The 24,543-nt window shown below is 72.2% G+C and carries 19 protein-coding genes and 3 pseudogenes; 20 read left to right on the top strand and 2 right to left on the bottom strand.

Annotated elements, in window-relative coordinates; all coding sequences use genetic code 11:
* A complete protein-coding gene (locus tag CP967_RS29270; protein ID WP_150490847.1) occupies window positions 1-1,257 on the top strand; it encodes a sulfate adenylyltransferase subunit 1 in 1,257 nt (418 codons plus the stop codon).
* Between the two features lie 112 nt (window positions 1,258-1,369).
* Here CP967_RS29270 and CP967_RS29265 read toward each other — a convergent pair whose 3' ends face one another.
* Entirely contained in the window at window positions 1,370-2,245 is an 876-nt protein-coding gene (locus CP967_RS29265; RefSeq protein ID WP_150490846.1) for an alpha/beta fold hydrolase, read from the bottom strand.
* Window positions 2,246-2,549: 304 nt separating this feature from the next.
* Here CP967_RS29265 and ppk2 point away from each other — a divergent pair, with 304 nt between their 5' ends.
* The 7 genes from ppk2 (at window position 2,550) to CP967_RS29230 (ending at window position 10,485) form a co-directional block, all read left to right on the top strand.
* The gene (ppk2, locus tag CP967_RS29260; RefSeq protein ID WP_150490845.1) at window positions 2,550-3,485 is read left to right on the top strand and encodes a polyphosphate kinase 2; all 936 of its coding nucleotides are present in this window, start codon (window positions 2,550-2,552) and stop codon (window positions 3,483-3,485) included.
* Window positions 3,486-3,510: 25 nt separating this feature from the next.
* Window positions 3,511-4,110, top strand: coding sequence for an alkyl sulfatase C-terminal domain-containing protein (locus CP967_RS29255; protein WP_150490844.1), 600 nt, complete (start codon window positions 3,511-3,513; stop codon window positions 4,108-4,110).
* A gap of 259 nt (window positions 4,111-4,369) precedes the next feature.
* A complete protein-coding gene (locus CP967_RS29250) occupies window positions 4,370-5,182 on the top strand; it encodes an SDR family NAD(P)-dependent oxidoreductase (RefSeq protein WP_150490843.1) in 813 nt (270 codons plus the stop codon).
* 50 nt (window positions 5,183-5,232) lie between these two features.
* Complete coding sequence (locus CP967_RS29245) at window positions 5,233-6,393, top strand: serine hydrolase domain-containing protein (protein ID WP_150490842.1); 1,161 nt, start codon at window positions 5,233-5,235, stop codon at window positions 6,391-6,393.
* 19 nt (window positions 6,394-6,412) lie between these two features.
* Window positions 6,413-8,662 (top strand): cytochrome P450, encoded by a 2,250-nt coding sequence (locus CP967_RS29240; RefSeq protein WP_150490841.1) that lies wholly within the window; start codon window positions 6,413-6,415, stop codon window positions 8,660-8,662.
* Window positions 8,663-9,208: 546 nt separating this feature from the next.
* Window positions 9,209-9,802, top strand: coding sequence for a TetR/AcrR family transcriptional regulator (locus CP967_RS29235; protein WP_150490840.1), 594 nt, complete (start codon window positions 9,209-9,211; stop codon window positions 9,800-9,802).
* 368 nt (window positions 9,803-10,170) lie between these two features.
* Window positions 10,171-10,485, top strand: a complete 315-nt coding sequence (locus CP967_RS29230; RefSeq protein WP_208838882.1) for a CPCC family cysteine-rich protein — start codon at window positions 10,171-10,173, stop codon at window positions 10,483-10,485.
* A gap of 9 nt (window positions 10,486-10,494) precedes the next feature.
* Here CP967_RS29230 and CP967_RS29225 read toward each other — a convergent pair.
* Window positions 10,495-11,263: pseudogene (locus CP967_RS29225) on the bottom strand (IS5 family transposase).
* A 1,098-nt stretch (window positions 11,264-12,361) separates the two neighbouring features.
* Here CP967_RS29225 and CP967_RS29220 point away from each other — a divergent pair.
* From CP967_RS29220 to CP967_RS29160, 12 genes and pseudogenes are all read left to right on the top strand, one after another.
* A complete protein-coding gene (locus CP967_RS29220; protein WP_150490839.1) occupies window positions 12,362-13,138 on the top strand; it encodes a PIG-L deacetylase family protein in 777 nt (258 codons plus the stop codon).
* A 45-nt stretch (window positions 13,139-13,183) separates the two neighbouring features.
* Entirely contained in the window at window positions 13,184-14,287 is a 1,104-nt protein-coding gene (locus CP967_RS29215) for an NUDIX hydrolase (RefSeq protein WP_150490838.1), read from the top strand.
* 30 nt (window positions 14,288-14,317) lie between these two features.
* Window positions 14,318-14,845 carry a GFA family protein gene (locus tag CP967_RS29210; protein WP_150490837.1) on the top strand — a complete coding sequence of 176 codons (528 nt, stop codon included), beginning with the start codon at window positions 14,318-14,320 and terminating at the stop codon, window positions 14,843-14,845.
* 271 nt (window positions 14,846-15,116) lie between these two features.
* Window positions 15,117-15,536: pseudogene (locus CP967_RS35490) on the top strand (winged helix-turn-helix domain-containing protein); the annotation flags it as partial.
* Between the two features lie 366 nt (window positions 15,537-15,902).
* Window positions 15,903-16,610, top strand: coding sequence for an SMI1/KNR4 family protein (locus tag CP967_RS29190; RefSeq protein WP_150490834.1), 708 nt, complete (start codon window positions 15,903-15,905; stop codon window positions 16,608-16,610).
* A 160-nt stretch (window positions 16,611-16,770) separates the two neighbouring features.
* A pseudogene (locus CP967_RS29185) lies at window positions 16,771-17,802 on the top strand (IS701 family transposase); the annotation flags it as partial.
* Between the two features lie 127 nt (window positions 17,803-17,929).
* Window positions 17,930-18,247, top strand: a complete 318-nt coding sequence (locus CP967_RS34160; protein ID WP_167535285.1) for a PIG-L family deacetylase — start codon at window positions 17,930-17,932, stop codon at window positions 18,245-18,247.
* 445 nt (window positions 18,248-18,692) lie between these two features.
* Window positions 18,693-19,955 carry an NAD(P)/FAD-dependent oxidoreductase gene (locus tag CP967_RS29180; protein ID WP_229888631.1) on the top strand — a complete coding sequence of 421 codons (1,263 nt, stop codon included), beginning with the start codon at window positions 18,693-18,695 and terminating at the stop codon, window positions 19,953-19,955.
* Window positions 19,956-20,026: 71 nt separating this feature from the next.
* Window positions 20,027-20,731 (top strand): DUF1365 domain-containing protein, encoded by a 705-nt coding sequence (locus CP967_RS29175; protein WP_308436226.1) that lies wholly within the window; start codon window positions 20,027-20,029, stop codon window positions 20,729-20,731.
* Window positions 20,728-22,065, top strand: coding sequence for an SAM-dependent methyltransferase (locus tag CP967_RS29170; RefSeq protein ID WP_150490832.1), 1,338 nt, complete (start codon window positions 20,728-20,730; stop codon window positions 22,063-22,065). The genes CP967_RS29175 and CP967_RS29170 overlap by 4 nt, the downstream gene beginning before the upstream one ends.
* Entirely contained in the window at window positions 22,062-23,348 is a 1,287-nt protein-coding gene (locus CP967_RS29165) for an SAM-dependent methyltransferase (RefSeq protein ID WP_150490831.1), read from the top strand. The genes CP967_RS29170 and CP967_RS29165 overlap by 4 nt, the downstream gene beginning before the upstream one ends.
* A complete protein-coding gene (locus tag CP967_RS29160; protein ID WP_150490830.1) occupies window positions 23,345-24,175 on the top strand; it encodes a DUF1295 domain-containing protein in 831 nt (276 codons plus the stop codon). Before CP967_RS29165 ends, CP967_RS29160 begins: the two co-directional genes overlap by 4 nt.
* Window positions 24,176-24,543: the final 368 nt, after the last annotated feature.

Below are 24,543 nucleotides of genomic sequence, written 5' to 3'. Positions count from 1 at the left end.
ATGACCATCGACACCTTGCGTTTCGCGACCGCCGGTTCCGTGGACGACGGGAAGTCCACCCTGGTGGGGCGCCTGCTCCACGACTCCAAGTCGGTCCTGACCGACCAGCTGGAAGCCGTCGAGCACGCCTCCCGCAACCGCGGCCAGGAAGCCCCCGACCTCGCCCTGCTCACCGACGGACTGCGCGCGGAACGCGAACAGGGCATCACCATCGACGTGGCCTACCGCTACTTCGCCACCCCCCGCCGCCGGTTCATCCTCGCCGACACCCCCGGCCACGTGCAGTACACCCGCAACATGGTCACCGGCGCCTCCACCGCCGAACTCGCCGTCGTCCTCGTCGACGCCCGCAACGGCGTCGTCGAACAGACCCGCCGCCACGCCGCCGTCGCCGCACTCCTGCGCGTCCCGCACGTCGTCCTGGCCGTCAACAAGATGGACCTCGTCGACTACGCCGAACCCGTCTTCGCGAAGACCGCCGAGGAGTTCACCGCATACGCCGCCTCCCTGGGCGTACCCGAGATCACCGCCATCCCGATCTCCGCACTCGCCGGCGACAACGTCGTCGAACCCTCCGCCCGCATGGACTGGTACGGCGGCCCGACCGTCCTGGAACACCTGGAGACGGTGCCGGTCGCGCGGGAGCTCACCACGTCCCAGGGCCGCTTCCCGGTCCAGTACGTGATCCGCCCGCAGACCGCCGAGCACCCCGACTACCGGGGATACGCCGGACAGATCGCCTCCGGGGCGTTCCGGGTCGGCGAGCGGGTCACCGTCCTGCCGTCGGGCCGCACCAGTACCGTCAAGGCCATCGACGTGCTCGGCCGGTCCGTGGACGCCGCCTGGGCGCCGCAGTCGGTGACCGTGCGGCTCCACGACGGGGTCGACATCTCGCGCGGGGACCTGATCGCCCCCAGTACGTCGGCGCCCGCCCTGTCGCGCGACGTCACCGCTCTTGTCTGCCATGTCGCCGACCAGCCGCTCACCGTCGGCCAGCGGGTGCTGCTCAAGCACACCACCCGCACCGTCAAGGCGATCGTCAAGGACATCCCCTCGCGGCTCACCCTGGACGACCTCTCCCAGCACCCCGCCCCCGGACAGCTGGTCGCCAACGACATCGGCCGGGTCGTGATACGCACCGCCGAACCCCTCGCCCTCGACGCCTACGCCGCCTCCCGGCGCACCGGCTCGTTCCTCCTGATCGACCCCGCCGACGGCACCACACTCGCGGCCGGCATGGCCGATGGCGTCCGGTGAGCCACGGACGGCGGGACGCCCCGCGCCGCGGCGGGCACGGGGCCGGTCAGGCGCCCCGGCCGCCGTGGGGCGGGGCGCGAGCCGTCGCACGCGGTGCCGCGGCCGGGCGGGCTCACCGTGCTGCCGGGCCCCGGCCCGCTCGCGGATCCCGGTCCGCTCGCGGATCCCGGAGGAAGGTGAGGAGAGCGGCGGTGAGCTCGGCGGGCGCGTCCTCCTGGACGAGGTGGCCGGCGCCGGCGATCGGTTCGAGCCCGGCGCCCGGGATGCGGGCGGCGAGTTCCCGCCCCCTGGCCGGGGGGATCCAGGTGTCGTCCTGGCCCCAGCACACCAGCGTCGGGACGGTGATCTCGCCGTACCGGTCCTGTACCTCGTCGGTGTGGCGCTGGTCGGCCTGGGCGATCTGCCGGTAGAAGGCCGCCTGGCCGAGGTCGCCGAGCCAGGGCCGGACGAGCCGGTCCAGGACCGCCGGATGCAGACCGGGACTGCTGGCGGAACTCACGTACTCCCGTACCAGGGCGTGGTGCAGCGCGGGCGGCAGCTGCTCGAAGACCTGGGAGTGCTCGCCGACCAGCCGGAAGAACGGCGACCCCCACGGTGCCAGGGCGACCGGGTCCACCAGGGCGAGCGCGCGGTAGCGGGCACCGTGCAGCAGATGGGCGCGCAGGGAGACGGCGCCGCCGAAGTCGTGGGCGGCCACCAGGGGTTCGGCCAGCCCCCAGTGCTCCAGGAGCTCGGTGAAGACCCTGCTCTGGGCGGCCAGGGAGACGTCCTGGCCGAGGGACATCTCCGACGCCCCGTAGCCGGGCATGTCCCACACGAACACCTGGTGGCGGCGGGCGAGCGCGCGGGCGACGGCGCGCCAGACGTACGAGGAGAAGGGGGTGCCGTGCAGGAGCACGACCGGGTCCCGGCCGGGCTCCCCGAGGCTGCCCCAGCGGACCTCGCCCGATGTGCTGCGGAACGTCTCGGACAGGTGCCATTCACTCACGGGTGCTGTTCCTCTCAGCTGTGCTTCCGGCCCGCCCGGGTGATCGGACCGGGTCCGGCCCGGGCGGCGTGGGCTCACCCCGGCGGCCCCGTGCCCGGACCCGGACCCGGACAACGATTTCACCTGCGCCCGGTCACGTGGCGGCGGACGCGCGCGGGCCGTATGCCGTCCGCCGGCGCGGGCCGTACGAGGACACGCGGGAACGACGGCGCGCCGGCCGCACCCGCGGGTCCGCGCCCCCCGGCGGGTCCGGGTGGCGGATGAGGCGAACGGGTGACAGCCTGTCCCGGTGGACCGTGACGAGATGAGCAGACAGCTGCTGGACGGGCTGACCGTCGACACCAGCAGGCCGGAGCAGCCGGTACTGCTCGACGAAGACGGCCGGGCCATCAAGACCTGGCGGGAGAACTACCCGTACGACCGGAAAGTGCGGCGCAGGGAGTACGACCGCGTCAAGCGCACCCTGCAGATCGAGTTGCTGAAACTCCAGCGGTGGTGCAAGGACACCGGTGCGCGGGTGGTGGTGGTCTGCGAAGGACGCGACGCGGCAGGCAAGGGCGGCACGATCCAGCGCTTCACCGAGCGCCTCAACCCGCGCGGCGCCCGTATCGTCGCCCTCGACAAACCCACCGACCGCGAGCGCGGCCAGTGGTACTTCCAGCGCTATGTGGCGCATCTGCCGGGCCCGGGCGAACTCGTCTTCTTCGACCGCTCCTGGTACAACCGGGCCGGCGTCGAACGGGTCATGGGGTTCTGCACGCCCCCGGAGTACGAACTCTTCCTCGAACAGTGCCCGGTCTTCGAGAAGATGCTCGTCGACGAGGGCATCATCCTGGTGAAGTTCTGGTTCTCCGTCTCCCGGGCCGAGCAGCGCACACGGTTCGCCATCCGCCAGGTCGACCCGGTGCGGCAGTGGAAGCTCTCGCCCACGGACATCGACTCCCTCGACCGCTGGGACGACTACACCACCGCGAAGGTCGACATGTTCCGCGCCACCGACACCGGCCACGCGCCGTGGACCGTGGTGAAGAGCAACGACAAGCGCCGGGCCCGTCTCGAAGCGATGCGCAGCCTGCTGGCCCGCATCGACTACGCAGCGAAGGACCCCGATATCGTCGGCCGCCCCGACCCGCTCATCGTGGGGGCCGCGGCCACGCTGCTGGAGCAGGGCGAGGAGGACACCGCGCTCTCACCCACCCGGCTCGCCCCCAACCCCGACGGCCCGGGCGACCACCCCTGAGGGCTGCCCGGCGGGCCGGGCCCGGATCCTCGCCGAGGGCCGCCGTGCCTTCGAGGAGGGCGACTACCGGTGGGCCACGCAGATCCTGCACGCCCTCGTCTTCGCCGACCCCGGCCACACCGAGGCGAAGAACATCCAGGCCGACGCGTACGAGCAGATGGGCTACCAGGCCGAGGGGCCGCAGTGGCGCGGCATCTTCCTCACCGCGGCCAGGGAGCTGCGCGAGGGCGTGGTCCCGGCCGCCTTCTCCACCGCCGGCCCCGACACCGTCCTCGCGATGCCGATCGACATCCTCTTCGACTTCGCAGCCGTCCACCTCATCGGGGACAAGGCCGCCAAGGCCGACTTGCGCATCGACTTCCAGTTCACCGACCACGGCGACGAGACCTGGGCCATGTGGATCCGCCGCGGCGTCCTCAACGCCCGCCCCGGCGCCTCCCTCGACCCCCTCCTCACCGTCGCCGGGCCCAAGGCCGCCCTGGTCAGCACCCTCCTCAAGCCTGCGGGCGCGACCGAGCTCGCCCGGGCCGGGAAGATCAGCCTCGACGGGGACAAGACCGTCCTGCAGACCCTCGCCGGCCTCCTCGACGACTTCGATCCCGACTTCCCCCTCGTCACCCCCTGACCCTTCCCTCCGGGATGCGCTCATCCGCCGGCGACGCCTGTCGCACCGGCGGTGAGCGGTGGGGCTCGCCGGCCGGAGCCGGCCTGCGGTCCACCGTCGCATTGTCACCCGCCCGAGGGCGGCCGGGAAGACGTCCGGCAAAATTAAAAATACACATGTCAACTCACTAGACACGTGTCTACTGAAGTGCCAGTCTCCTGCTCTGCGGGCGTCCCGTCGCTGATGACGGCGCACCTCTCCGCCCGCTCTAGGAGCAACGATGAAGTTTCAGGACCAGACCGTCTTCGTCACCGGAGCCGCCTCCGGGATGGGCCTTGCCACCGCCCGCGCATTTGCCCGGGAAGGCGCCGTCGTCTACGGGGCGGACATCTCCGCCGAGGCGCTGGACAGGGAGTTCGCCGCCGTACCCGGCGCCCGCTCCGTCCCGCTGGACATCGCGGACAGCACCGCTGTACGTGCCGCGTTCGCCAGGGTCGAGGAGGAGCGCGGCACCCTGGACGCGCTGGTCAACGCGGCGGGCGTGAACGCGCCCAGTCAGGACGCCCTGGAACGGCTCAACGAGCAGAACCGGCTCGGCTTCGAGGCGATGAAGGAAGGACGGCGCCACCACCCGGAGTTCCTCGAGGACATCAGCGACGAGGAGTTCGACCGTACGCTGCGGATCAACCTCCACGGCACCTTCTACACGATGCGCAGTGCCGCTCCGCTGCTGAAGAAGGCCGGCGGCGGCACGATCACCAACTTCTCCAGCGCCGCCGCGCTGCAGGCCGTCACCATGCCCGCGTACTACCCGGCCTCCAAGGCCGCCGTGCTGGGCCTGACCCGCGAGGCCGCTGCTGAGCTCGCCCCGTTCGGTATCCGGGTCAACGCCCTCGCGCCGGGCGCGGTGGACACCCCGCTGTTCCGGCAGAGCGACGAGGAGTTCATCGGCTTCCTGCTGAGCCTGCAGCCCATCCAGCGGGCCGCCACGCCGGAGGAGGTCGCCGAGACGGTGCTCTTCCTGTCGTCCGAGGCCGGCTCCTACTACACGGGGCAGACGCTCTCGCCGTCCGGCGGCCTCGTCATGCTGTGACGCCCCTCCCCTTCACCAGCACATCTCGCACCATGCCAACGGAGACACCCATGTCCGCGCACCTCGACGCGAAGGCGCTCAGCCGGCTCACAGCCGAGATCGAGCGCGACATCGACGCCGGCTCCTACGACGGCGTCCACCTCATCCTGGCCCGCCACGGCGAGATCGCCCTGAACGCGGTGATCGGCCAGGCCGAGCGCGCCACTTCCCGCCCCCTGGAGCATGACGCCGTCTTCCGGATCCTGTCGCTGACCAAGGCGTTCACCAACACACTCGCCCTGATGGCGATCGGTGAGGGGAGACTGGCGCTGTCCACCCGGGTCGTCGACGTGATCCCCGAGTTCCTCGGCACCGACCGCTTCCGGGCCGTCCGCAAGGACCGCATCAACCTGGGTCACCTGCTCACCCACCGCTCCGGCATGCCCGCCACCCCCGACCCGGGCCTCGGCCCGGACCGGTTCGGCGTGCTCGCGGACGTGATCGAGGCGCTCTGCTCGGTCGACGCGGTCAACGAGCCCGGCACCGACCTCAACTACAGCCCTTCGGTCAACCACGCACTGATGGGCGAGATGGTCCGCCGGGTGTACGGCTACGACTCCTTCCGGCAGCTCGCCCACGACCGGCTGTTCGCACCGCTCGGCATGGACTCCACCCGTTTCGGTCTCCCCCGGAAGTGGGCCGGACGCGCCGTGCCGCTCAAGGTGTACGTCCCCGAGGACGGCTGGCTGTCCCCGGACGACATCGAGTGCCTCAACACCTGCATCTCCGAGGACGCCGAACTCCCCTGGGTGGGCGCGGTATCCACCGCCCAGGACGTGTTCGCCTTCGCCGAGATGCTGCGCCGCGGCGGTGAGCACAGCGGCGAGCAGCTCATCGCACCCGCCGTTCTGGACCATGCGACCCGGCTGCAGACCGGCGACATGGTCAACGACCTCTACGCCGGTATCGCGCAGACGCGCGGCTGGGAGACCCCGCCCGGCAACTTCGGCCTCGGCTTCTCGCTCAGCGGGACCGGCACCCACCCCTCGTTCTTCGGCCCGTTCACCAGCCCGCGCACCTACGGCAACTACGGCGCCGGTTCCTCCCTGTTCTGGGTCGACCCGGAGCGCGACATGACGCTCGTCTTCCTGTCGGCGGGCGTGATGGACGAGGGCGACAACGTGGCCCGCTTCCAGAAGATCTCCACCATGGCCGTCGCCGCGGCGCTCTGACGAAGGAACCCGAACCAGCATGACGACGCCCCCCGAAGCTCCCGCCCCCGCCCCCGGCCGCTGTCCCGTCGCTCACGGCTTCGACGCGATGGGCGACGCCTACTACACCGACCCGGCCAAGCACTTGGCCGAGGTCCGCGGCGAACACCCGGTGTTCTTCTACCCGTACCTCAACGCCTGGATCGTCACCCGGCGCGCCGACGTCGAGGCCGTACTCTCCGACTGGCAGGCGTTCAGCTCCGCCGCCAACAGCGCTCTGATCGACGTGCCCGAACAGCACCGGGCGGTGATCCCCCCGGACCTGATGTCCCAGATGCTGGTCGGTTCCGACCCGCCCAGCCACACCCGGCACCGCGCGGTCGCCCAGCGCGGCTTCACCCGGTCCCGGATGGAGGCGCTCGCCCCCGGGATCGAGGCCCGTGCCCACCGTATCGTCGACCGCTTCGAGGCCAACGGTTCCGGCAACCTCATGGAGGACTACTGCCTGGAGCTCACCACCCAGACGATCATGGCACACATGGGTCTGGGCGCCGAGGACGACCCGATGATGCGCCAGCTGCGCGACGACCTCTTCCAGGTCCTCGCCAGCGCCCAGGAACCGCTGCCCGAACCGCGCCGCGGCGAGGTCTGGGAACGCTTCACCCGGGCGGCCCTGTACCTCCGGGAGATCATCGACGAGCGTCGTGAGAACCCCGGCACCGACCTCATATCCGACATGGCCTCAGTCCGTGACAAGGACGGCGCTCCGGTCCTGACGAGCGCCCAGATCGCCCTGCACCTCGCCGAGTTCGCCGCCGCCGGCACCGACACCACCGCCCAGGCCATGGCCAACGCGGTGTTGTTCCTCGCCGACAACCCGCAGGCGCTGGCCGACGCGCAAGCAGACCCCGACCTGTGGTCCTCCGTCTTCGAGGAGACCGTCCGCCGTCGTCCGTCCTCCTCCTTCGCCTCCCGCCAGGCCGTACGTGACACGGTGATCGGCGGGGTGGAGATCAAGGCCGACGACATGGTGTGGCTGGCGCTGGCCAGCGCCAACACCGACCCGGAGCACACCGAGGCCCCGTTCGCCTTCGACATCCACCGGCACGACGCCGGCGGGCACCTGGCGTTCACCCAGGGCCGGCACACCTGCCTCGGCCAGGACCTGGCCCGGGTACAGGGCGCTATCGGCCTCAAGGTGCTGTTCGAGCGCCTGCCCTCGCTGCGCCCGGTCCAGGACGCCCCGCTGGACTTCGTCCGGATGGCACTGCTGCCGGTACGCCGCTCACTGCCGGTGACCTGGGACCCCGAGGACACCGGACGCCGGACCCTCGCACGGACCACCCACCGGCTCACCCTGCGGGTGGCCGAGCGGCGTGAGGAGTCGCAGGGCGTGGCCTCCTTCGTCCTCGAACACCCGGACGGCGGCGCCCTGCCGGCCTGGAAGCCCGGCGCACACATCGAGGTGGATCTGCCGGGAGGCATGTCCCGCCAGTACTCGCTGTGCTCGGATCCCGCAGAGGCGCACCGCTGGCGCATCGGCGTGCTGCGCGAGCCGGCCGGCCGCGGCGGCTCCGCCCACCTGCACGACACGGTCCAGGCCGGCACCGTCCTCAAGGTGTCCCGCCCGCGCAACCACTTCCCGCTGCGGACCGCGGAGCGCTACCTGTTCGTGGCCGGCGGCATCGGCATCACCCCGATCCTGGCGATGATCCGTCAAGCCGAGGCCGACGGCGCCGACTGGACGCTGCTCTACGGCGGTCGCACACGGGCCTCGATGGCCTTCCTGGCCGAACTCGCCCCCTACGGCGGCCGGGTGCTGGTCCGGCCGCAGGACGAGTTCGGCCTGCTCAACCTGGCCGGCCACTTCGGCGAGCCGGCCGACGGCACGCTGATCTACGCCTGCGGCCCCGAGCCGCTGCTGCGCGCCGCCGGGGCGGCGTCAGCGCACTGGCCGCAGGGCTCGCTGCACGTCGAGCGGTTCGCCCCGAAGACAGCCGAAACCGCAGGGCAGGAGCAGGAGTTCGAGGTGGAGTTCGCCGCCTCGGGTCTCACCGCGAAGATCCCCGCCGGCCGGAGCATCCTCCAGGTCGCCGAGGAACTGGGCCTGCCGGCCCTGTCCTCCTGCGCCGAGGGCACCTGCGGCACCTGCGAGACCCCGCTGATGAGCGGCGAGGCCGAACACCGGGACGCCGTCCTCACCGAAGCCGAGCGACAGGCCCAGGACACGATCATGATCTGCGTGTCCCGGGCGGCGGGTACCTGCCCGCGCCTGGTGCTCGATCTCTGACGGGCCTCTGACGGACACCGGCGGTGCCCCCTGGCGTACCGGCGGCACGCGGCACGGCCGGTTCCGTTCCCACCGCACCGGATCCGGCCGGCCCTGTCCACCCCGCCTCTTCCGTTCTCTTTGCCGTTCTCTTTGCCGTTCTCTTTGCGCTCCTCAACGACGAGTGCAGGGGAACACCCATGTCCGAGGCCACTGCCGCCGCCCCCACGGGGTCCGTTCCCGCGCGGTCCGGCCTGGCGGCGCGGCCCGCCGGCCGCGTACTGCCCGGTACCCGCGCCGGTCAGCTGTGCCCTCGGCTCCGTGAACCACCGCCTGCCGGCAGCTGACCGAAGGAAGGCGGCCGCAGGAAGGCGGCCGGCTTCCCGGGGACGGCCGTCGCCTCCCTGGCCGCGGTGGCGGCGGGCGCGGCGTTCTCCGGACACCTGGGGCCGGCCCAGGTACCGGCGCGCCGGCCGGCGGTGTACCGGCGCCATCCGCGGCGGACCGGCGCCGGTATACCGTTGGGTGGCACGCGGCAGACGCGTGCCACCGAACGGAGCGGAGATCATGGCGACGGCACAAGGCACCCGGGAGCGGCAGAAGCAGGCCACTCGCGAAGCTCTCATCGCCGCCGCCCATGAGCTGTTCACCCGTGAGTCGTACGGCGCGGTCGGAGCCGAGGCGATCGCCCGCGCGGCGGGCGTCACCCGGGCCACCTTCTACCTCCACTTCCGCTCCAAGGCGGAGGTGGTGGTGGAATTGATGCGCCGGATCGAGCTGGAGATCATGGACTCGTTCCGTGTCCTCGACGGCCTGGAGGACCCGGATCCCGAGTCCATCGCCGCCTGGCTGCACGGGCACGCCGGGATGTGGCGCCGCTACCGCATGGAGTTCGCCGCGATCGAACAGGCCATGGCGGACGATCCGCTGGTCGCCGAGGAGTGGCACGCCATGCTGTGGAAGGTCCCGGGGGTGATGGAACGGCTGCTCGCACGGATGCCCGACGACGAGGCGCGAAACACCGCCCGGCTGCATCTGATGACCCTGATGATGCAGTTGGAACGGGCCTTCCACTTCAGCCTGGTACGCGGCCACGATGACCACCACGACGCGGTGGTCGCCGTCCTGGCCACCCAGTGGAGCGCCCTCCTCCGCGGCTGACCGGCTCGCGGGGAAGACATCCCAGGGGTCAAGGAGCTCGCTCGGGACGCGTCCTTCGCCGTCAGCTGCAGGGCACATCCTGAATCATGGGTGCCGGGCAGGGCCTGAAGGCAATGGCGGCGTTGCCGGAGCGTCCGCATACTCCCCCAGTGGCTTCGCCCGGGGGCACCCCCATACGTACGCGAACGCCCCTCCGCCTTGCGACGCTCCCCCACAGCCTGAACGGCGCGGGAGGGGCCCCCACCGCCTGACGCCGCACGCTGCTCCACCACGGATCACGGGACAGCCTTTAACTGATGGCTTCAGAATGAGGTTTGAATGACGCGACCAGCCCAGAGCGTCCTCGCAAATCATGCAACACTCAACGCGTGACAGCGCCCGAAGAACCGCCCAAAGCAAGCCTGCCCAGCGGCGGTTCGTATGCCTGTCCCTGCTGCAAGCTCTCGACGCTGGACGCCCGCGGACAATTCCAGATCTGTGACGAGTGCAGCTGGGAAGACGATGGCCAGGACGACCCGAACGCCGACGAGGTCTGGGGCGGCCCCAACGGGGCGGATAGCCTGACCGACGCACGTCGTCGCTACGCGCAGTACGTCGCCACAATGAGGGCAACAGATCCGAGATCGGCAGCCAATGGCGGCCCAGGCAGGTGGCGTTCACGCCCGAACCGTCGTTGCCGCTGACTGGTCGTTTCAGGATGACGTGCGGAGTCGTCGGAGGCAGATGATGCCGCAGGCGAGTTCCAGGAGGCCCTGGTGGAGGTCGACGCGGCGTTCGTAGCGGATCCGCAGTCGTTTGAACTGGTGGAGCCAGGCGAAGGTGCGCTCGACGACCCAGCGGGTCTTGCCCAAGCCGGAGCCGTGAGTGACGCCGCGCCGTGCAATGAGTGGCTTGACGCCGCGCCGCCACAGCAGCCGGCGGTACTTGTCGTAGTCGTAGTCGCGGTCGGCGTAGAGTCGCTTGGGTTTGCTGCGCGGACGTCCCCGCAGTCCCCGTATCCGGGGGATCGCGTCCAGCAGCGGGATCAGTTGGGTGACGTCATGCCGATTCCCGCCGGTCACGGACACGGCCAGTGGGGTTCCACGGCGGTCGACGATCAGGTGGTGCTTGGAGCCGGGGCGGGCTCGATCGACCGGCGACGGCCCGACGTGATCCCCCCTTTGAAGGCCCTGACATGAGAGCCGTCGATCGCGCAGTCGTCCATCTCCAGCAAGCCGGTCTTGCGCAGTTCGACGAGGAGTTCCGTGTGCAGCTGGGGCCAGACCCCGGCTTCGGTCCAGTCCCGCAGGCGGCGCCAGGCGGTCACGCCCGAGCAGCCAACCACGCTGGCGGGCACATCCCGCCAGGCCACACCTTGCGCAGCACGTAGACAATGCCCGCCAGTGCAACCCGGTCAGGCACCCGAAGCCGGCCTGGGTGCCGGTGCCTTCGCGCGGGCTGTTGTGGCAGCAGTGGGGCTATGCGCTCTCACAGGCCATCAGGGACAAGATCGTCGGACACCCCGCAGGCACTGCCCACGAATATCATCGGCTGTCAGCCGACACGCCGATCTCATTCTGAAACGATCAGTAAGCAACCGAACATCGGTGTTTCAGCCAACTCGCTCTCGCCCGTCGGCTCTTGCCCAGCAAGGGTCGGTGCACTGCGCACCTTCGAACGACCGCGGAATTCCGGGCGCGAGAACCGTCCGAAAGAACACATGCTCGAAATCGGTGCTGCGTCGTTGAGCACGCTGACGCCACCGGCACACCTTCGGGAGGGAACACATTGACGCAAGCCGGACCGGACAGCGATGAGACCGCGAGCCCGCCGAGGACCGCCGGGACGGCCACGACGGGCATCTCAAAGGCCGAGCGTGAGCTGTACGGCGGCCGGCTCCGCCACGGCCGGTCCTACGTCCGCCACGAAGGGTCTTCTCGTCGCCGAGGCCGAGCGGCATCCAGAAGCCGCCTGGGTGCGGCCCCGGCTGACCGGCCCGGACGATATGGCCACGCCACGCCGCTGGGTCCCCCGGCTGCGCGCCCTGAACCCGGGACGGCCGGGAAAGGGCGCATCGACGGCCGAAGGCGTCGTCCTGATCCGGCGCGACGCCTTCGACGCGGCACGCGGACGGGGAGATCAACTCTCTCTTTATCACGAGGGGTTCGGCCTGGCCTGGCGGCTGCACGAGGCGGGCTGGAGCGGCTGGTACGCGGCATCGATCCGCATGCACCACCCCCCACCGAGCCCGCCGGCCTGTCCGCCTGTCCGCCTGCCACGCGCTGTACCACCGGCTCGCCGCCCGCAGCCGGATCCGGATCGCCCACCGCGACCTCCCCACCACGCTCCTCCCCCTCCACCTGAGCGCCTGGACCACGATCACCTCGGTCCGGCCCGGGCCGTGCGCGGCGGCGGACCGGGTCAGACACCGCGCGGCATGCGCGAAGGACGGACGAGCCGGCATACGCAGCGGCGGCGTCCGATGAGCTGGCGCGCCGTGTACCGGCTCACCGCCGCCGGGCGGCCGCCGGCCATCCGGCCTCTTTGCCCCGCCCGCCACTTCGAGGAGTCCTCTTCGCCATGAACCAGCCGTCTTTGCCCTCGCTGATGGGTGTGTTCGCCCATCCCGACGACGAGAGCCTGCTGACCGGCGGTGTGCTCGCACAGCACCACGCCGTCGGCGCCCGCACCTGCGTCGTCACCGCCACCTGGGGGCCGGCGAGCCACCGGGCCACCGAACTCGCCGAGGCCCTGGACGTCTTGGGTGCAGGGGCTCCGCGGCTGCTCGGCTACGCCGATGCCCGCAATCCAGCCTCGGCACCCGACGGGGCCGTGCGCCTCGTCGACGCGCCTCTCGACGAAGCCGTCGGCCGCCTGGTCGCACACATCCGTGAGGTCCGGCCCGACATCGTGATCGGCCACGATGCCCTGGGCCAGCTCACGGGGCACCCGGACCACCGGCGCGCCCACCAGATCACCCTCCTTGCTGTCGAGGCCGCCGGCCTGCCGCACCTGTACCCCGAAGCCGGGGAGCCCTGGCAGCCGGCGGCCCTTTACGCGGCCACGCACTCGGAATCCGGTGCGGGCAGGCTGGGCCCGCTCCTCCGGAGCGTCGGGAAGACGCTCCTCGCGGTGCCGGACACGTATCTGACCACGACCATCGACGCCTCCCCCTGGGCCGCGGTGAAGATGGAGGCGATCCTCGCGCACCGCAGCGAAGCCGCCCGCGAACGGTCCCTGCCCGGCCTGCTCGCCCGCCTGCCCGAGCCGGAACGCGACGAGATCATCAGCACCGAGTACTTCACCCGCCTCACCCCCGGCCCCGCACCGGGCGACCCTCACCGGCTCGTCGCCTGACCGCCCGCCGTCCGCTCGGCCCCTCCCCGCACGATCGGAGACCAGATGACCGCCACGCCCTCCCCTGACACGCCGCCCAGCACGATGATGACCGACGAGGAGTACGGGGCCTTACGCGCCTCGGCCGCCCTGTGGGCCGGAACGTCCGTGCTGATCACAGACGAACGCGGCCGCGTCCTGATCCAGCACGTCGACTACCGCACCACCTGCCTCCTGCCCGGCGGCGCCGTCGATGCGAACGAGTCCCCGGCCCAGGGCGCCGCGCGGGAACTGCACGAGGAACTCGGCGTCACCATGATCGTCGGCCGAGGGCTCGCCGTCGACTGGGTCAGCGCCGACAGCCTCAACGCGCCCGCCGGCATGCGCTTCCCCGGCGAGATCCTGCACGTCTACGACGGCGGCACATGGGACGACGAGCAGATCGCCGCCATCCGACTGCCCGACCACGAGATCAGGTCCGTCGAGTTCGTCGAACCCGCCCGGCTACCGGACCTGATGTCCCCCGGCGACGCCCGCCGGGCCCTGTCCGCCCTGCGCGCCCGCATCAACGCCGCCGGGCCCGCCCTGCTGGAGAACGGCCTGCCGATCTCCCCCACTGTCCTGGACCGGGCCGGCGCCCTTCGCACCGCCCGCGCCCGGCACCACCTGCCCTTCCACGCCGGCCCCGCCCCGGAGCGGCTCTCGGTGGTCCAGGTGTGGGGCTGGCTCCTCGGACCCGACGGCCGTGTCCTGGTGCTTCTGGAGCCGGACACCGGCGCGGCACTCCTGCCGGGCGGCGCCCCCGAACTCCCGGACCGCGACGACCCGCTCATCACACTGCGCCGGGAGGTACGCGAGGAAGCCGCGGCCGGGCTCGGCAAAGCGCTGTTCCTCGGCCACCTCCGCGACCCCGACAAGCCGTACGCACGCCTCCGCTACGCCTCGCCCCTCACCCGTCTCGGCCCGCCCCCCGTCGACCCGGCCACCGGCCGCACCCACATCCGGGTCCTGGCCACACCCGAACAGGCCCTGGAGCTCTTCGACTGGGGACTCCCGGCGGCCGGCCAGCTCGCCGCCGTCCACCAGGCCCGCGCACGGCTCGGGATCCCCCGTGCCGCGCGACAGCCCCTCACCGAACTACCGGACGCCACCGACCTCACCACCCTGTAGCCCCCGGTCCATCCCGAAGCGAGGACCCGCATGAGCAACACATCACCCGCCCTGGGCACTCCCCCTGCGGTCGCTCGGCCCCTGCCGGCCACAAAAGCCGTATCGGATGCCCCACCGCCGGTTCGAACGGGACACTGCCAGTGCGGCCGGATCTCCTACCAGGTCAGCGGCGTCCCGGATGATCCGCATCTGTGTTCATGCGCCCATGAGACCCGGATCTCCGGCGGGCCCGCGGTGCTATGGGTGGGCTTCCCTCTGGACTCCCTGATCTGGACCGGGCCCGGGGGTGAGCCGAAGTGGTACGCGACCCACCCGACCCTACGACGAGGCTTCTGCCCCGACTGCGGGACGCACCTTGCGTCCGTGGCCGACGGGTCCAGCATGGTCATGGTGACGGGGTTCAGCCTCACCGACCAGAGCGGCATCGAGCCCCTCGGCCACTCCCACCGCGAGAACGCAGCGCCCTGGATGCGCATCACCCTCGCGCCCGGCCCGATCGTCCTGATGTCCGACCCGCGCGTGGCGGCCATCCCTGTCACCGGAGGACCGAGTGCATAACTCCGTACCGCGATGGGGTACGGCGGCTCGTACGCGGCCGGGGACACGTGCGTCCGTACCTCCTGCCCCGGAAGGGGCGAGTACAGCGACACACCCTCGGACCGCGGCTTCGAGCGGCTCGGGGTTCCGGCAGGAGTCCGGATCCGGGCGGAGAGGCCGACGGGGCCAAGGCCCACAGGGAGGTAACGCGCTGGGCGGAGGGCCAGAGCCCGTCGGCCGGGGGCAGGAACGGAGCCACGGCGATACCGCGCGGTGCACGGCAGCAGTTCCACGGCTCCAGGCAGCCGAGCGGCTCGCCTTGGGCGAGGGCGGTACCGCGACCGCCGGAGATCCGCGGTCGGTGTGCGCTCGGTCCAGCGGTGGCGTCACGCGTGGGCCCAGGGCGGCCCCCGGTCCCTGCGGTCGCAGAGACCGGCGGCACTGCCGAGGCTGAGCCGGCCAGGGCCGGCCGCGCATGGCTGGAGGACCAGCACTGGACGCTGAACCGCGTGAAGACGGTGATGGGCCGGCGCTTCCATCTGACCTGCACGATCCAGGGTGTGCGGAAGCTGTTGGTACGTTATGGCTGGTCTGCGAGGGCGAAGCCGGCTTCCCCATGACGCCGCCGCACGCCAGGACGTGGTCGCCACGAGGCCGCACCCCGGTGGTCCGGGTCCGGGACCGTTCCCGCAGACGGATATCCATGGCCGCCGCGTCCGTCGCGGATCAGGTGGTGTTCGCTGCCCGTCTTCCTCCGGTCGACCGGCGACGGGCCGGTGTCGGCTCCCCCTTTTCGGCGCGGACATGGGAACCGTCGGCGCATGCTCTGGACCGGTCCAGCTCGCCGGCCGCGTGCAGCCTGGCGAGCAGGACGCGGTGCGGTTGGTCGAAGGCTCCGGCCCGCTGCCGGCGCTCGATGCGCCGCCAGCAGGTCCGGCCGGAGCCGAACCCTGGCCCAAGGGGGAGCGGTTGCCAGGCGATGTCGTTGTACAGGACGTAGGGGATACCCCGGCTGCAACCCGGCATATCTGCCGAGGGCTGCCTGAGTGGTCCAGGCCGACGGGCTATCTTGCCAGGCATGCAGACTGCGAACTGGAGCGATGTCCGGGAGCGGACCATCGCGCTCTACGCACGGCAGGGAGCGAGGGCCGGTGCCGGTGCCGTTCTCCCGCCGGTCCTGAGTGAGGTTCAGGTGCGTCAGGCCGAGGAACAGTTCGGCGTGGTGTTCCCCGACGACTATCGCCAGTACCTGCTGCGCGTCAGTGCCGGCGGGCGGGTGCGCACGCTTCAGGTCGATCAGCGTGGCTGGCGCTGGGAGGGCGACCAGCCTGCGGACCGTGCGAACCTCCGTGTTCCGTTTCCGGACCACGACACCGCTCTCGCAGCGAGCGAAGATCTTTGGCTGACCGAGCCCCAGGAGGGGGACTACGCCTCTGCTGCGGCCTACCAAGCCGATCATGACGCGTGGCGGGAGTCGGCGGATGCCGCCGAGGACGCGCGGACTTCCGGGACCGTCCCCCTCTGCGATGACGGCTGCGGCTTCTACACCCTCCTCGTGGTCAGCGGGCCTATGCGTGGCACCATGTGGTTCGACGGACGCGCGACCTGCGATCGCCTCAACCCGCTCCTGAACGATGACGGACAGCCCGCCACCTTCAAAGAGTGGTACCTGGACTGGCTCACCCGCGAGGAGACGCTGACGACTCCGGAACTGCGTCGTGCGGCGAACGACCGGTGGAACGCCGGGACGGACGTGCCCATCTGGCGGCGCTGGTTCGATTCGTGATCCGTCAGTGCCCTGACCGCGAGTCGCGTTCGTGCTGGTGGGGGCCGGTGCAGGAACAGGTAAGGCCACCGTTGACCATCGGTGGGTGAAGGCTGAAGATCATGCGGCGGCCGCAGGGCGCAGCGTAGATCCTGTCCACCGGCAGGCGGCGTTCGAGGGCCTGAGGGCGCGGATCGCAGGCTGTTCCGCGCAAGTCGAACTCCGGCGCCGGGTCCGGCGGTTGGTGCTCGGGCTCCTGTCGGACCTGCCTCGCAGGAATTGCTGGACCATCGCCGAGCGGGCTGGGGAGCCCACCCCGGACGGTGTGCGGCACTTGCCCAGCCGGGCCGGTGGGATGCCGACGCGGTCCATGACGCCCTGCGGGCTACGTGGTGGAGCATCTGCACGACGAGCGGGCGGTGCTGGTGGCCGACGAGACCGGTGACGTGAAGAAGGGTGTCGGCACGATCGGCGTCCAGCGCCAGTACACCGGGTCTGCCGGCCGGATCGAGAACGTCCAAGTTGCCGCCTACATTGCACGGGCATGCTGCGGTGGACCGGGGAGTTGTACGTCCCGCGCTCCTGGACCACTGACCCTGACCGCTGCCGCGCCGCCGGACTCGGTGAGGAGACCGCTTTTGCCGCCAAGCCGGAGCTGGCCGCCCGTATGATCGGCCGGTTCCCGGACGCCGGGCACCAGGTGGGCCGGGTCCCGGGCGACGAGGTCTACGGCGGCGACCCGAAACCGCGGTCCGCGCTGGGAGAGCGCAAGATCGGCTATGTACTCGCCGTCGCCTGCTCGGCCGAAGTCACCACCGGTGCTGGGAAGTTCCGCGCGGACGCCCTGGCCGCGAAGGTGCCCAGGCGGGCCTGGCAGAAGTTGCCGGCAGGGGCCGGCGCCAAGGGGCACCGTTTCTGCGACTGGGCCGTCATCGATCTCGACGGCACCCGGTCCGGGAGCCGTCGGCTGCTGATCCGGCGCAGTCGCAGTACCGGCGAACTCGCCCACTGCCGCTGCTGCTCGCCCGCCGTAGTGCCGCTGGCCGGGCTGGTGCGGGTGGCTGGATCAAGGTGGCGGGTGGAGGGGTTCTTTCAGTCCGGAAAGGGCCTGGCCACCCTGGATGAGCACCAGGTTCGCCGCTACGCTGCCTGGTCCCGCTGGGTCACTCTCGCCGTGCTCGCCCATGCCTTCCTCGCTGTCGTCCGCGGCACGGCGCCGCAGGCGCCGCGACCACCGTGGTCACCGCCACCTGGGCGCCCGGCAACCACCGGGCCGGTGAACCCGCCGACGCCTCGGACATCCTGGGAGCGGGCAGGCCGCGAATGCGGGGGGTTCGCCGATGCCCGCACCCCCGGCTCCGCGCCCGCCCCAACTCCACGCCCGGCCCCGGCTCCGCGACGCCCCACTGGAGGAGGCAGCGGGGCTGATCGCCGGACGCATCCGTGCCGTACGGCCACGGATCGCCGTCACCCACGGCGTCCACGGCCGGCTGACCGGGCATCCGGACCACCTCGGCACCCACCGGGCGACCCCGTCGGTGTTCCACGCCGCGGGCCTGGAACACCTCTGCCCGCAGGCCGGGGCCCGTGGCAGCCCGACGCGTTGTACGCCGCGAGGCACCCGGATCCGGAGGCGGGCGAACCGGGTGTGCTGGTGACGCGGGTCGGCAGGACGGTGTCCGGCATGCCGGACGAGCACGTCACCGAGATGGCCGGCGTGAGCGGCTGCACGGACCGGAAGCCGGCCGCGATCCCGGCACACCGCAGCGAAGCGGCACGGGAGCGGCCCCTTCCCAAGACCCTCTCCCGGCTTCCCTCAGCAGAGCGGGAGGCGGGATCACCGCGACGGCGTACGTCGCCCTCCTCGGCAGGGGGCCGTCACCGGCCTCCCGCACCAAAAACAGGTCACCGCCGTGGGCGCCGCCCGCCCGCCCATCGCCACGCCGGCCGCACGACTCGCGCGCCTGTAAGCCCGAACACACCCGCGACTCCCGCGGCGAGGCGCCGCACCGCTGCGAATCTCCCCCAATCCGCTCGCCGGGCCGCTGCGAAGTACGAGTGGAGCGCAGCAGCCTGGCGGCGTGTCGAGTGGCGGGAGCGGTTGTGGAGAAACAGCGCAAAGCGGCGGTCGTGGGAAGCGGGGTGGCCGGCCTGACAGCCGCCTACCTCCTGACCGGCTCGTACGAGGTCACCCTGTACGAGGCCGACGGCCGGCTCGGCGGGCACGCCCACACCCGCGACCTGCCGGCCCCCGGCGGGCGCACGGTGGCGGTGGACTCGGGGTTCATCGTCCACAACGAGCGCACCTACCCCACCCTCCTCCGGCTCTTCCGTGAACTCGGGATCGGCACGCAGGACGCCGAGATGAGCATGTCCGTCCGGTGCGACGGCTGCGGCCTGGAGTACGCGGGCGCCCGCGGCCCGGCCGCTCTGTTCTCCTCCCGGGCCTCGCTGCGAGGCCGCTACCTGCGGTTGCTGGCCGAGGTTCCGGTCTTCCACCGAGGTGCCCGGCGCCTCCTGGCCCGGCAGCCGCGCACCGGCGTCACGTTCGGGGACTTCCTGCGGCAGAGCGGGTTCTCCCCCTACTTCGTCAGCCACTTCGCCCTCCCGCTGGTCGCCGCGGTGTGGTCCTGCCCCGCGCGGACGGCCCTGTCCTACCCGGCCGCCTACCTGTTCACCTTCCTGCACCACCACGGCCTGCTGTCCGTCACCGGCTCACCGCGGTGGAAGACCGTCACCGGCGGCTCCGCCGCGTACGTCACCGCAGCCGCCGAGCGCGTCCGGCACATCCGCACCTCCAGCCCGGTCGGCGCCGTCCGGCGCACCGGGCAGGGGGCTCTGGTCACCACCCGCGACGGCTCCACCGAGGCGTACGACGCCGTGGTCGTCGCCACCCACCCCGACCAGGCGCTGCGGATACTCGCGGACCCCACAGCGGACGAGAAGCGGCTCCTGGGCGCCTTCACGTACTCGCGCAACCCCACCGTGCTGCACACCGACACCTCCGTCCTGCCCCGCTCACCCAGGGCACGCGCGAGCTGGAACTACCGCATGACCGGCTGCGAGCCCTCCACCGCCCCCGTACACGTCAGTTACGACATGGAGCGCCTCCAGCGCCTGCCCGCCGGATCCGGTTACGTCGTGACCTTGGGCGGTGACGACGGCATCGCCGCGGACCGGGTGGTGGAGCGGATGGTCTACGGGCATCCGGTCTACACACCCGCCTCGGTCGCGGCCCAGAGGGAACTGCCCCGCCTCAGCACGAGCGTGACCGCGTACGCAGGAGCCTGGCACGGCTGGGGGTTCCACGAGGACGGCTGCCGCTCCGGCGTGGAGGCGGCCCGCGCCCTGGGGGTGCGGTGGTGACCCGCGCCAAAGGAAGCGGCATATCCACGGACCTCCCGGGCTCGGAGCCGGTCCCGGCACTGTACGAGTGCGTGATCACGCACGTCCGGCGCACGCCTCTGCGCCACACGCTGCGGCACCGCACCTACCTGTGGTGCGTGGACCTCGACCGGCTGCCGGTGCTGCCCCGGGCGCTGCGTCCCCTCGCCCGCTTCGACGCCCGCGACCACTTCGGCGGGACCGCCGGGTCCCTCCGTGCCGGGCTCGACACCTTCCTCGCCGCTCACGGCATCGCTCTGGGGGGCGGCCGGGTGGTGATGCTGGCACACGCCCGCGTCTTCGGGTTCGTCTTCAACCCGCTGAGCGTGTTCTGGTGCCACGACTCCTCCGGCGCCCTGGTCTGCGTCGTCGCCGAAGTCCACAACACCTACGGGCAGCGCCACTGCTATCTGCTGCGGACGGACGGCGCCGGCGCGGCCGAGGTGGACAAGTCGTTCTACGTCTCGCCGTTCTTCGCGGTCGAGGGACGTTACCGGATGCGTCTGCCGCTGCCCGGCGAACTGCTCCGCCTGACCGTCCACCTGGAGCACGGAGGCGGCCGGGCGTTCACCGCGGTCGTCCGGGGCCGCCGCCGGCCCGCCACCGCGTCCGGCCTGCTGTCCGCGGCCGTGCGCAGGCCCTGGTCCACCGCCACGGTCCGGGCGGGCATCAGCGGGCACGGTATCCGCCTGCTGCTGCGCGGTCTGCCCGTACACCCCCGCCCCCGTCCCACCCCGCAGAAAGGCATGCTGCCGTGACCCGCCCCGCTTCCGCCTCCCCCCGGACCCGGCCCCTGCCCCAGCCCGCCGGCGGCACGGTCGGGCCCCCTCGCCGGAGCCCGGACGCCCGCCCCGCGTCCGCCGTTCGCCGTGAGGGCGTCGACGCCGGCCGCTGGCCGGACGTGGCCCGGCTCCCGCCCGCCGGACCCGGCCGCACGGCCGTCGCCGGGTATCTGGTGGGCCGGGCCCTGGACCGGCTGGCCCTGACCGGTCCTCCCGCCGGCGCCCGCCCTCCGGCCGCCGGTCCGCGGCTGACGCTCCACGACGCCGATGCCTTCCACCGGCGCATCGGCCGCCGCGGACTGATCGGCTTCGGCGAGTCCTACATGGCAGGCGAATGGGACAGCGACGACCTGGCCGGCGTCCTGACCGTCCTCGCACACCACGTCGACGAGCTGGTGCCCGCCCCTCTGCGCGGGTTCCGCCGCCTGTGGGTGTCCGCACGTCCCTCCGCCGACCGGAACACCCGGGCCGGCGCCCGCGACAACATCCACCACCACTACGACCTGTCCAACGATCTGTTCTCGGTGTTCCTCGACCCCACCCTCAGCTACTCCTCCGCGGTCTTCGCCGCCTTCCCCGCCCGCTTCGAGTCCCTCGCCGCCGCACAGCACCGCAAGATCGACCGGCTCCTGGACCTCGCCGGCGTGGAGGAGGGCACACGGCTGCTGGAGATCGGCACCGGCTGGGGCGAACTCGCCCTGCGGGCAGCCGCCCGCGGCGCCCGGGTCACCACCCTGACCCTCTCCGCCGAGCAGGCGGCCCTGGCACGCGAGCGGATCGCGGCGGCCGGACTCGCCGGCCGGGCCGAGGTCCAGCTGCGCGACTACCGCGACGTCGAAGGCCGGTACGACGCCGTGGTCAGCGTCGAGATGATCGAGGCGGTCGGCGCCGAGTACTGGCCCGCCTACTTCACGGCCCTGCGCCGCGCGCTCGCCCCCGGCGGCAGGATCGCCCTGCAGACCATCACCATGGGCCACCGGCAGATGCTCCGCACCGCCACCACCCACACCTTCATCAGCAAGTACGTCTTCCCCGGCGGACTGATCCCCTCCCGTGAGGCCGTCGCGGGACACTCCGCCGCAGCCGGGCTGACCACCGTCGCCGACCACGGCTACGGCGACCACTACGCCGAGACCCTGCGTCTGTGGCGGGAAAGGTTCCTCGCCGCCCGGACCGCCGTCACGAACCTCGGGTTCGACCCGGTCTTCCAGCGCATGTGGGAGTTCTACCTCGCCTACTCGGAAGCCGGGTTCCGCTCCCGCTACCTCGACGTCCGCCAGCTCCTCCTCACCGAAGGGACCCACCGATGAGGCCCGCCGCCGACCTGCTCGGACAACTCCTCGGCCACTTCCTGCCCGGTCCGCTCCCGGTGCGCTTCCGCGCCTGGGACGGCAGCCAGGCAGGCCCCGCGGACGCGCCCCTGGTGACCCTGCGTTCACCCGGGGCCCTGCGCCGCCTGCTGTGGCAGCCGGGCGAACTCGGGCTCGCCGAGGCCTACATCACCGGTGACCTCGATGTGGAAGGCGACCTGGCCGAAGCCCTCTCCCGGGCCGGCCGGACCGTCCGCGACCGGCCGGGGACCCGCCCCGGTCCGGCGGGCATGGCCGCGGCCGCCGCTCTCGCGGTACGCCTGGGCGCCGTCGGCCCGCCCCCGGAGCGCCCCGACGGACGGGCGCGTCCGACGGGCCGTCTGCACAGCGTCTCGCGGGACCGCGCGGGGATCAGCCACCACTACGACCTCTCCAACGACTTCTACGCCCTCCTCCTCGACGAGTCGATGGCGTACTCATGCGCCTACTGGGCCCGGCCCGACGACCCCGCGTACACGCTGGCCGACGCCCAGCGCGACAAACTCGAACTGATCTGCCGGAAACTGGGGCTGGGCCCCGGGGACCGCTTGCTCGACGTCGGTTGCGGCTGGGGCTCCCTGGCCGTCCACGCGGCCCGTGCACACCAGGTCCGTGTCACCGCCGTCACCCTCTCCCGGGCCCAGTACGAGTACGTCACGGAACGGGCCGCGCGCGAGGGAGTGGCCGCCCTCGTCGACATCCGGCTGCGGCACTGGCGGGACATCGACGGCGGCGGCTACGACGCGGCCGCCGCCGTCGAGATGGGCGAACACGTCGGCGACGCCGAGTACCCCGTCTTCGCCACCGGACTGCACGACGCGCTGCGCCCCGGAGGCCGGCTCCTGATCCAGCAGATGTCCCGTGGCGCCCGCGCACCCGGCGGAGGCGCCTTCATCGAGACGTACATCGCCCCCGACATGCACATGCGCCCCGTGGGCCGGACCATCGGCCTGCTGGAGGCCGCGGGCCTGGAGGCCCGTTCCGTCGAATCGCTCCGGGAGCACTACACGGCCACCATCGACGCCTGGCGCTCCACCCTCGAAGAGCGGTGGGACGCCGTCGAGGCGCTCGTCGGAACGGCCACCGCCCGGGTCTGGCGCCTCTACCTGGCAGGAGCGTCGCTCGCCTTCGCCGAACGCCGCATGGGCGTGGACCACATCCTCGCCGTACGGCCCACCCGGGAAGGGGCATCCGGCATGCCGGGCACCCCCGCCGCCCGGTACACGCGGGTGGGCCCGTCGTGAACGGCACCGACTGGGACGCCCTCGCCGTCAGCCTCGCCACCTGCGCGGCCGTGGCGGGGGCGGTCCTCCTCGCCGCCTTCGCCGTCGCCGGCCGCCGTGGGCCGCACCGCGTCGTCGACATCGCCTGGGGCCTCGCCTTCGGCGCCGTCGCCGTCGTCACCTGGCTGCTCTCCGCCGGACACGGCGACGACGGCCGGCGTCTGGTCGTGGCCACGGCGACGGCCGTCTGGGGACTGCGGCTGGCCGCACACATCGCACGGCGCTCCCGCGGCCACGGCGAGGACCCCCGCTACACCGCCCTCCTCGACAAGGCCCCCGGCAACCGGACCCTCTACGCGCTGCGCACCGTCTACCTCGGCCAGGCGGCGCTCGTCTGGCTGATCTCCCTGCCCGTCCAGGCCGCCTCCTACAGCTCCGCGCCCCTGGGCCCCCCGGCTTTCTGCGGGATCGCGCTGTGGGCGCTCGGATTCGCCTTCGAGGCCGTCGGCGACCACCAGCTGGCACGCTTCAAGGCGGACCCGGCCAACCGCGGAAGGATCATGGACCGGGGGCTGTGGGCCTGGACCCGGCACCCCAACTACTTCGGGGACGGTCTCGTCTGGTGGGGCCTGTACCTGCTCGCCTGCACCGCGTGGCAGCCGGCCCTCGCCGTCCTCGTCTCCCCGGTCCTGATGACCCTGCTGCTCACCGTCGGCAGCGGCAAGCGCCTCCTGGAGAAGCACATGGCCCGCCGCCCCGGCTACGCCGCGTACGCCGCCCGCACCAGCGGCTTCCTCCCCCTGCCGCCCCGGAGGAGCGCTCGCGGCGGGCCGGGGAGTACGAGGTGAACGAAGCAGCGCCTTCCGTGCTCTCCGCATGCCCGAGCCGCCTTCTCCGCACGCGGCCGGCGCGGTACCGCTGCCGCACGGCGGACGCGCCGGCTCCCCCGCGCCCCCGGCCACCCCCGGCCCGCCCGGCCTGCGGACGAGAGCGTTCGCCCGGGTACGCGGCGAAGACCCTCACCACGCCCGCGTCCTCATCGGGTACGTCCGCCACCGGATGCGCGGCTGGAACGCGGAGCGCGCCGGCCCCGTGCACGACACGCGGCGCCCTGGCCGAACCTGCGGACAGGGCCGCTCCTCTGCCCGCCGTGCTGCCCGGGCCTCCATGGCCGGGGGCACGGTGGACCGGTACGGCCGCCTCACCCAGGACGGCC

Origin of the sequence: Streptomyces nitrosporeus (genome assembly GCF_008704555.1) — a bacterium.
Classification (GTDB): domain Bacteria; phylum Actinomycetota; class Actinomycetes; order Streptomycetales; family Streptomycetaceae; genus Streptomyces; species Streptomyces nitrosporeus.
The sequence above is the reverse complement of the archived record's forward strand: the minus strand, read 5'-3'. Positions and strand labels throughout refer to the sequence as shown.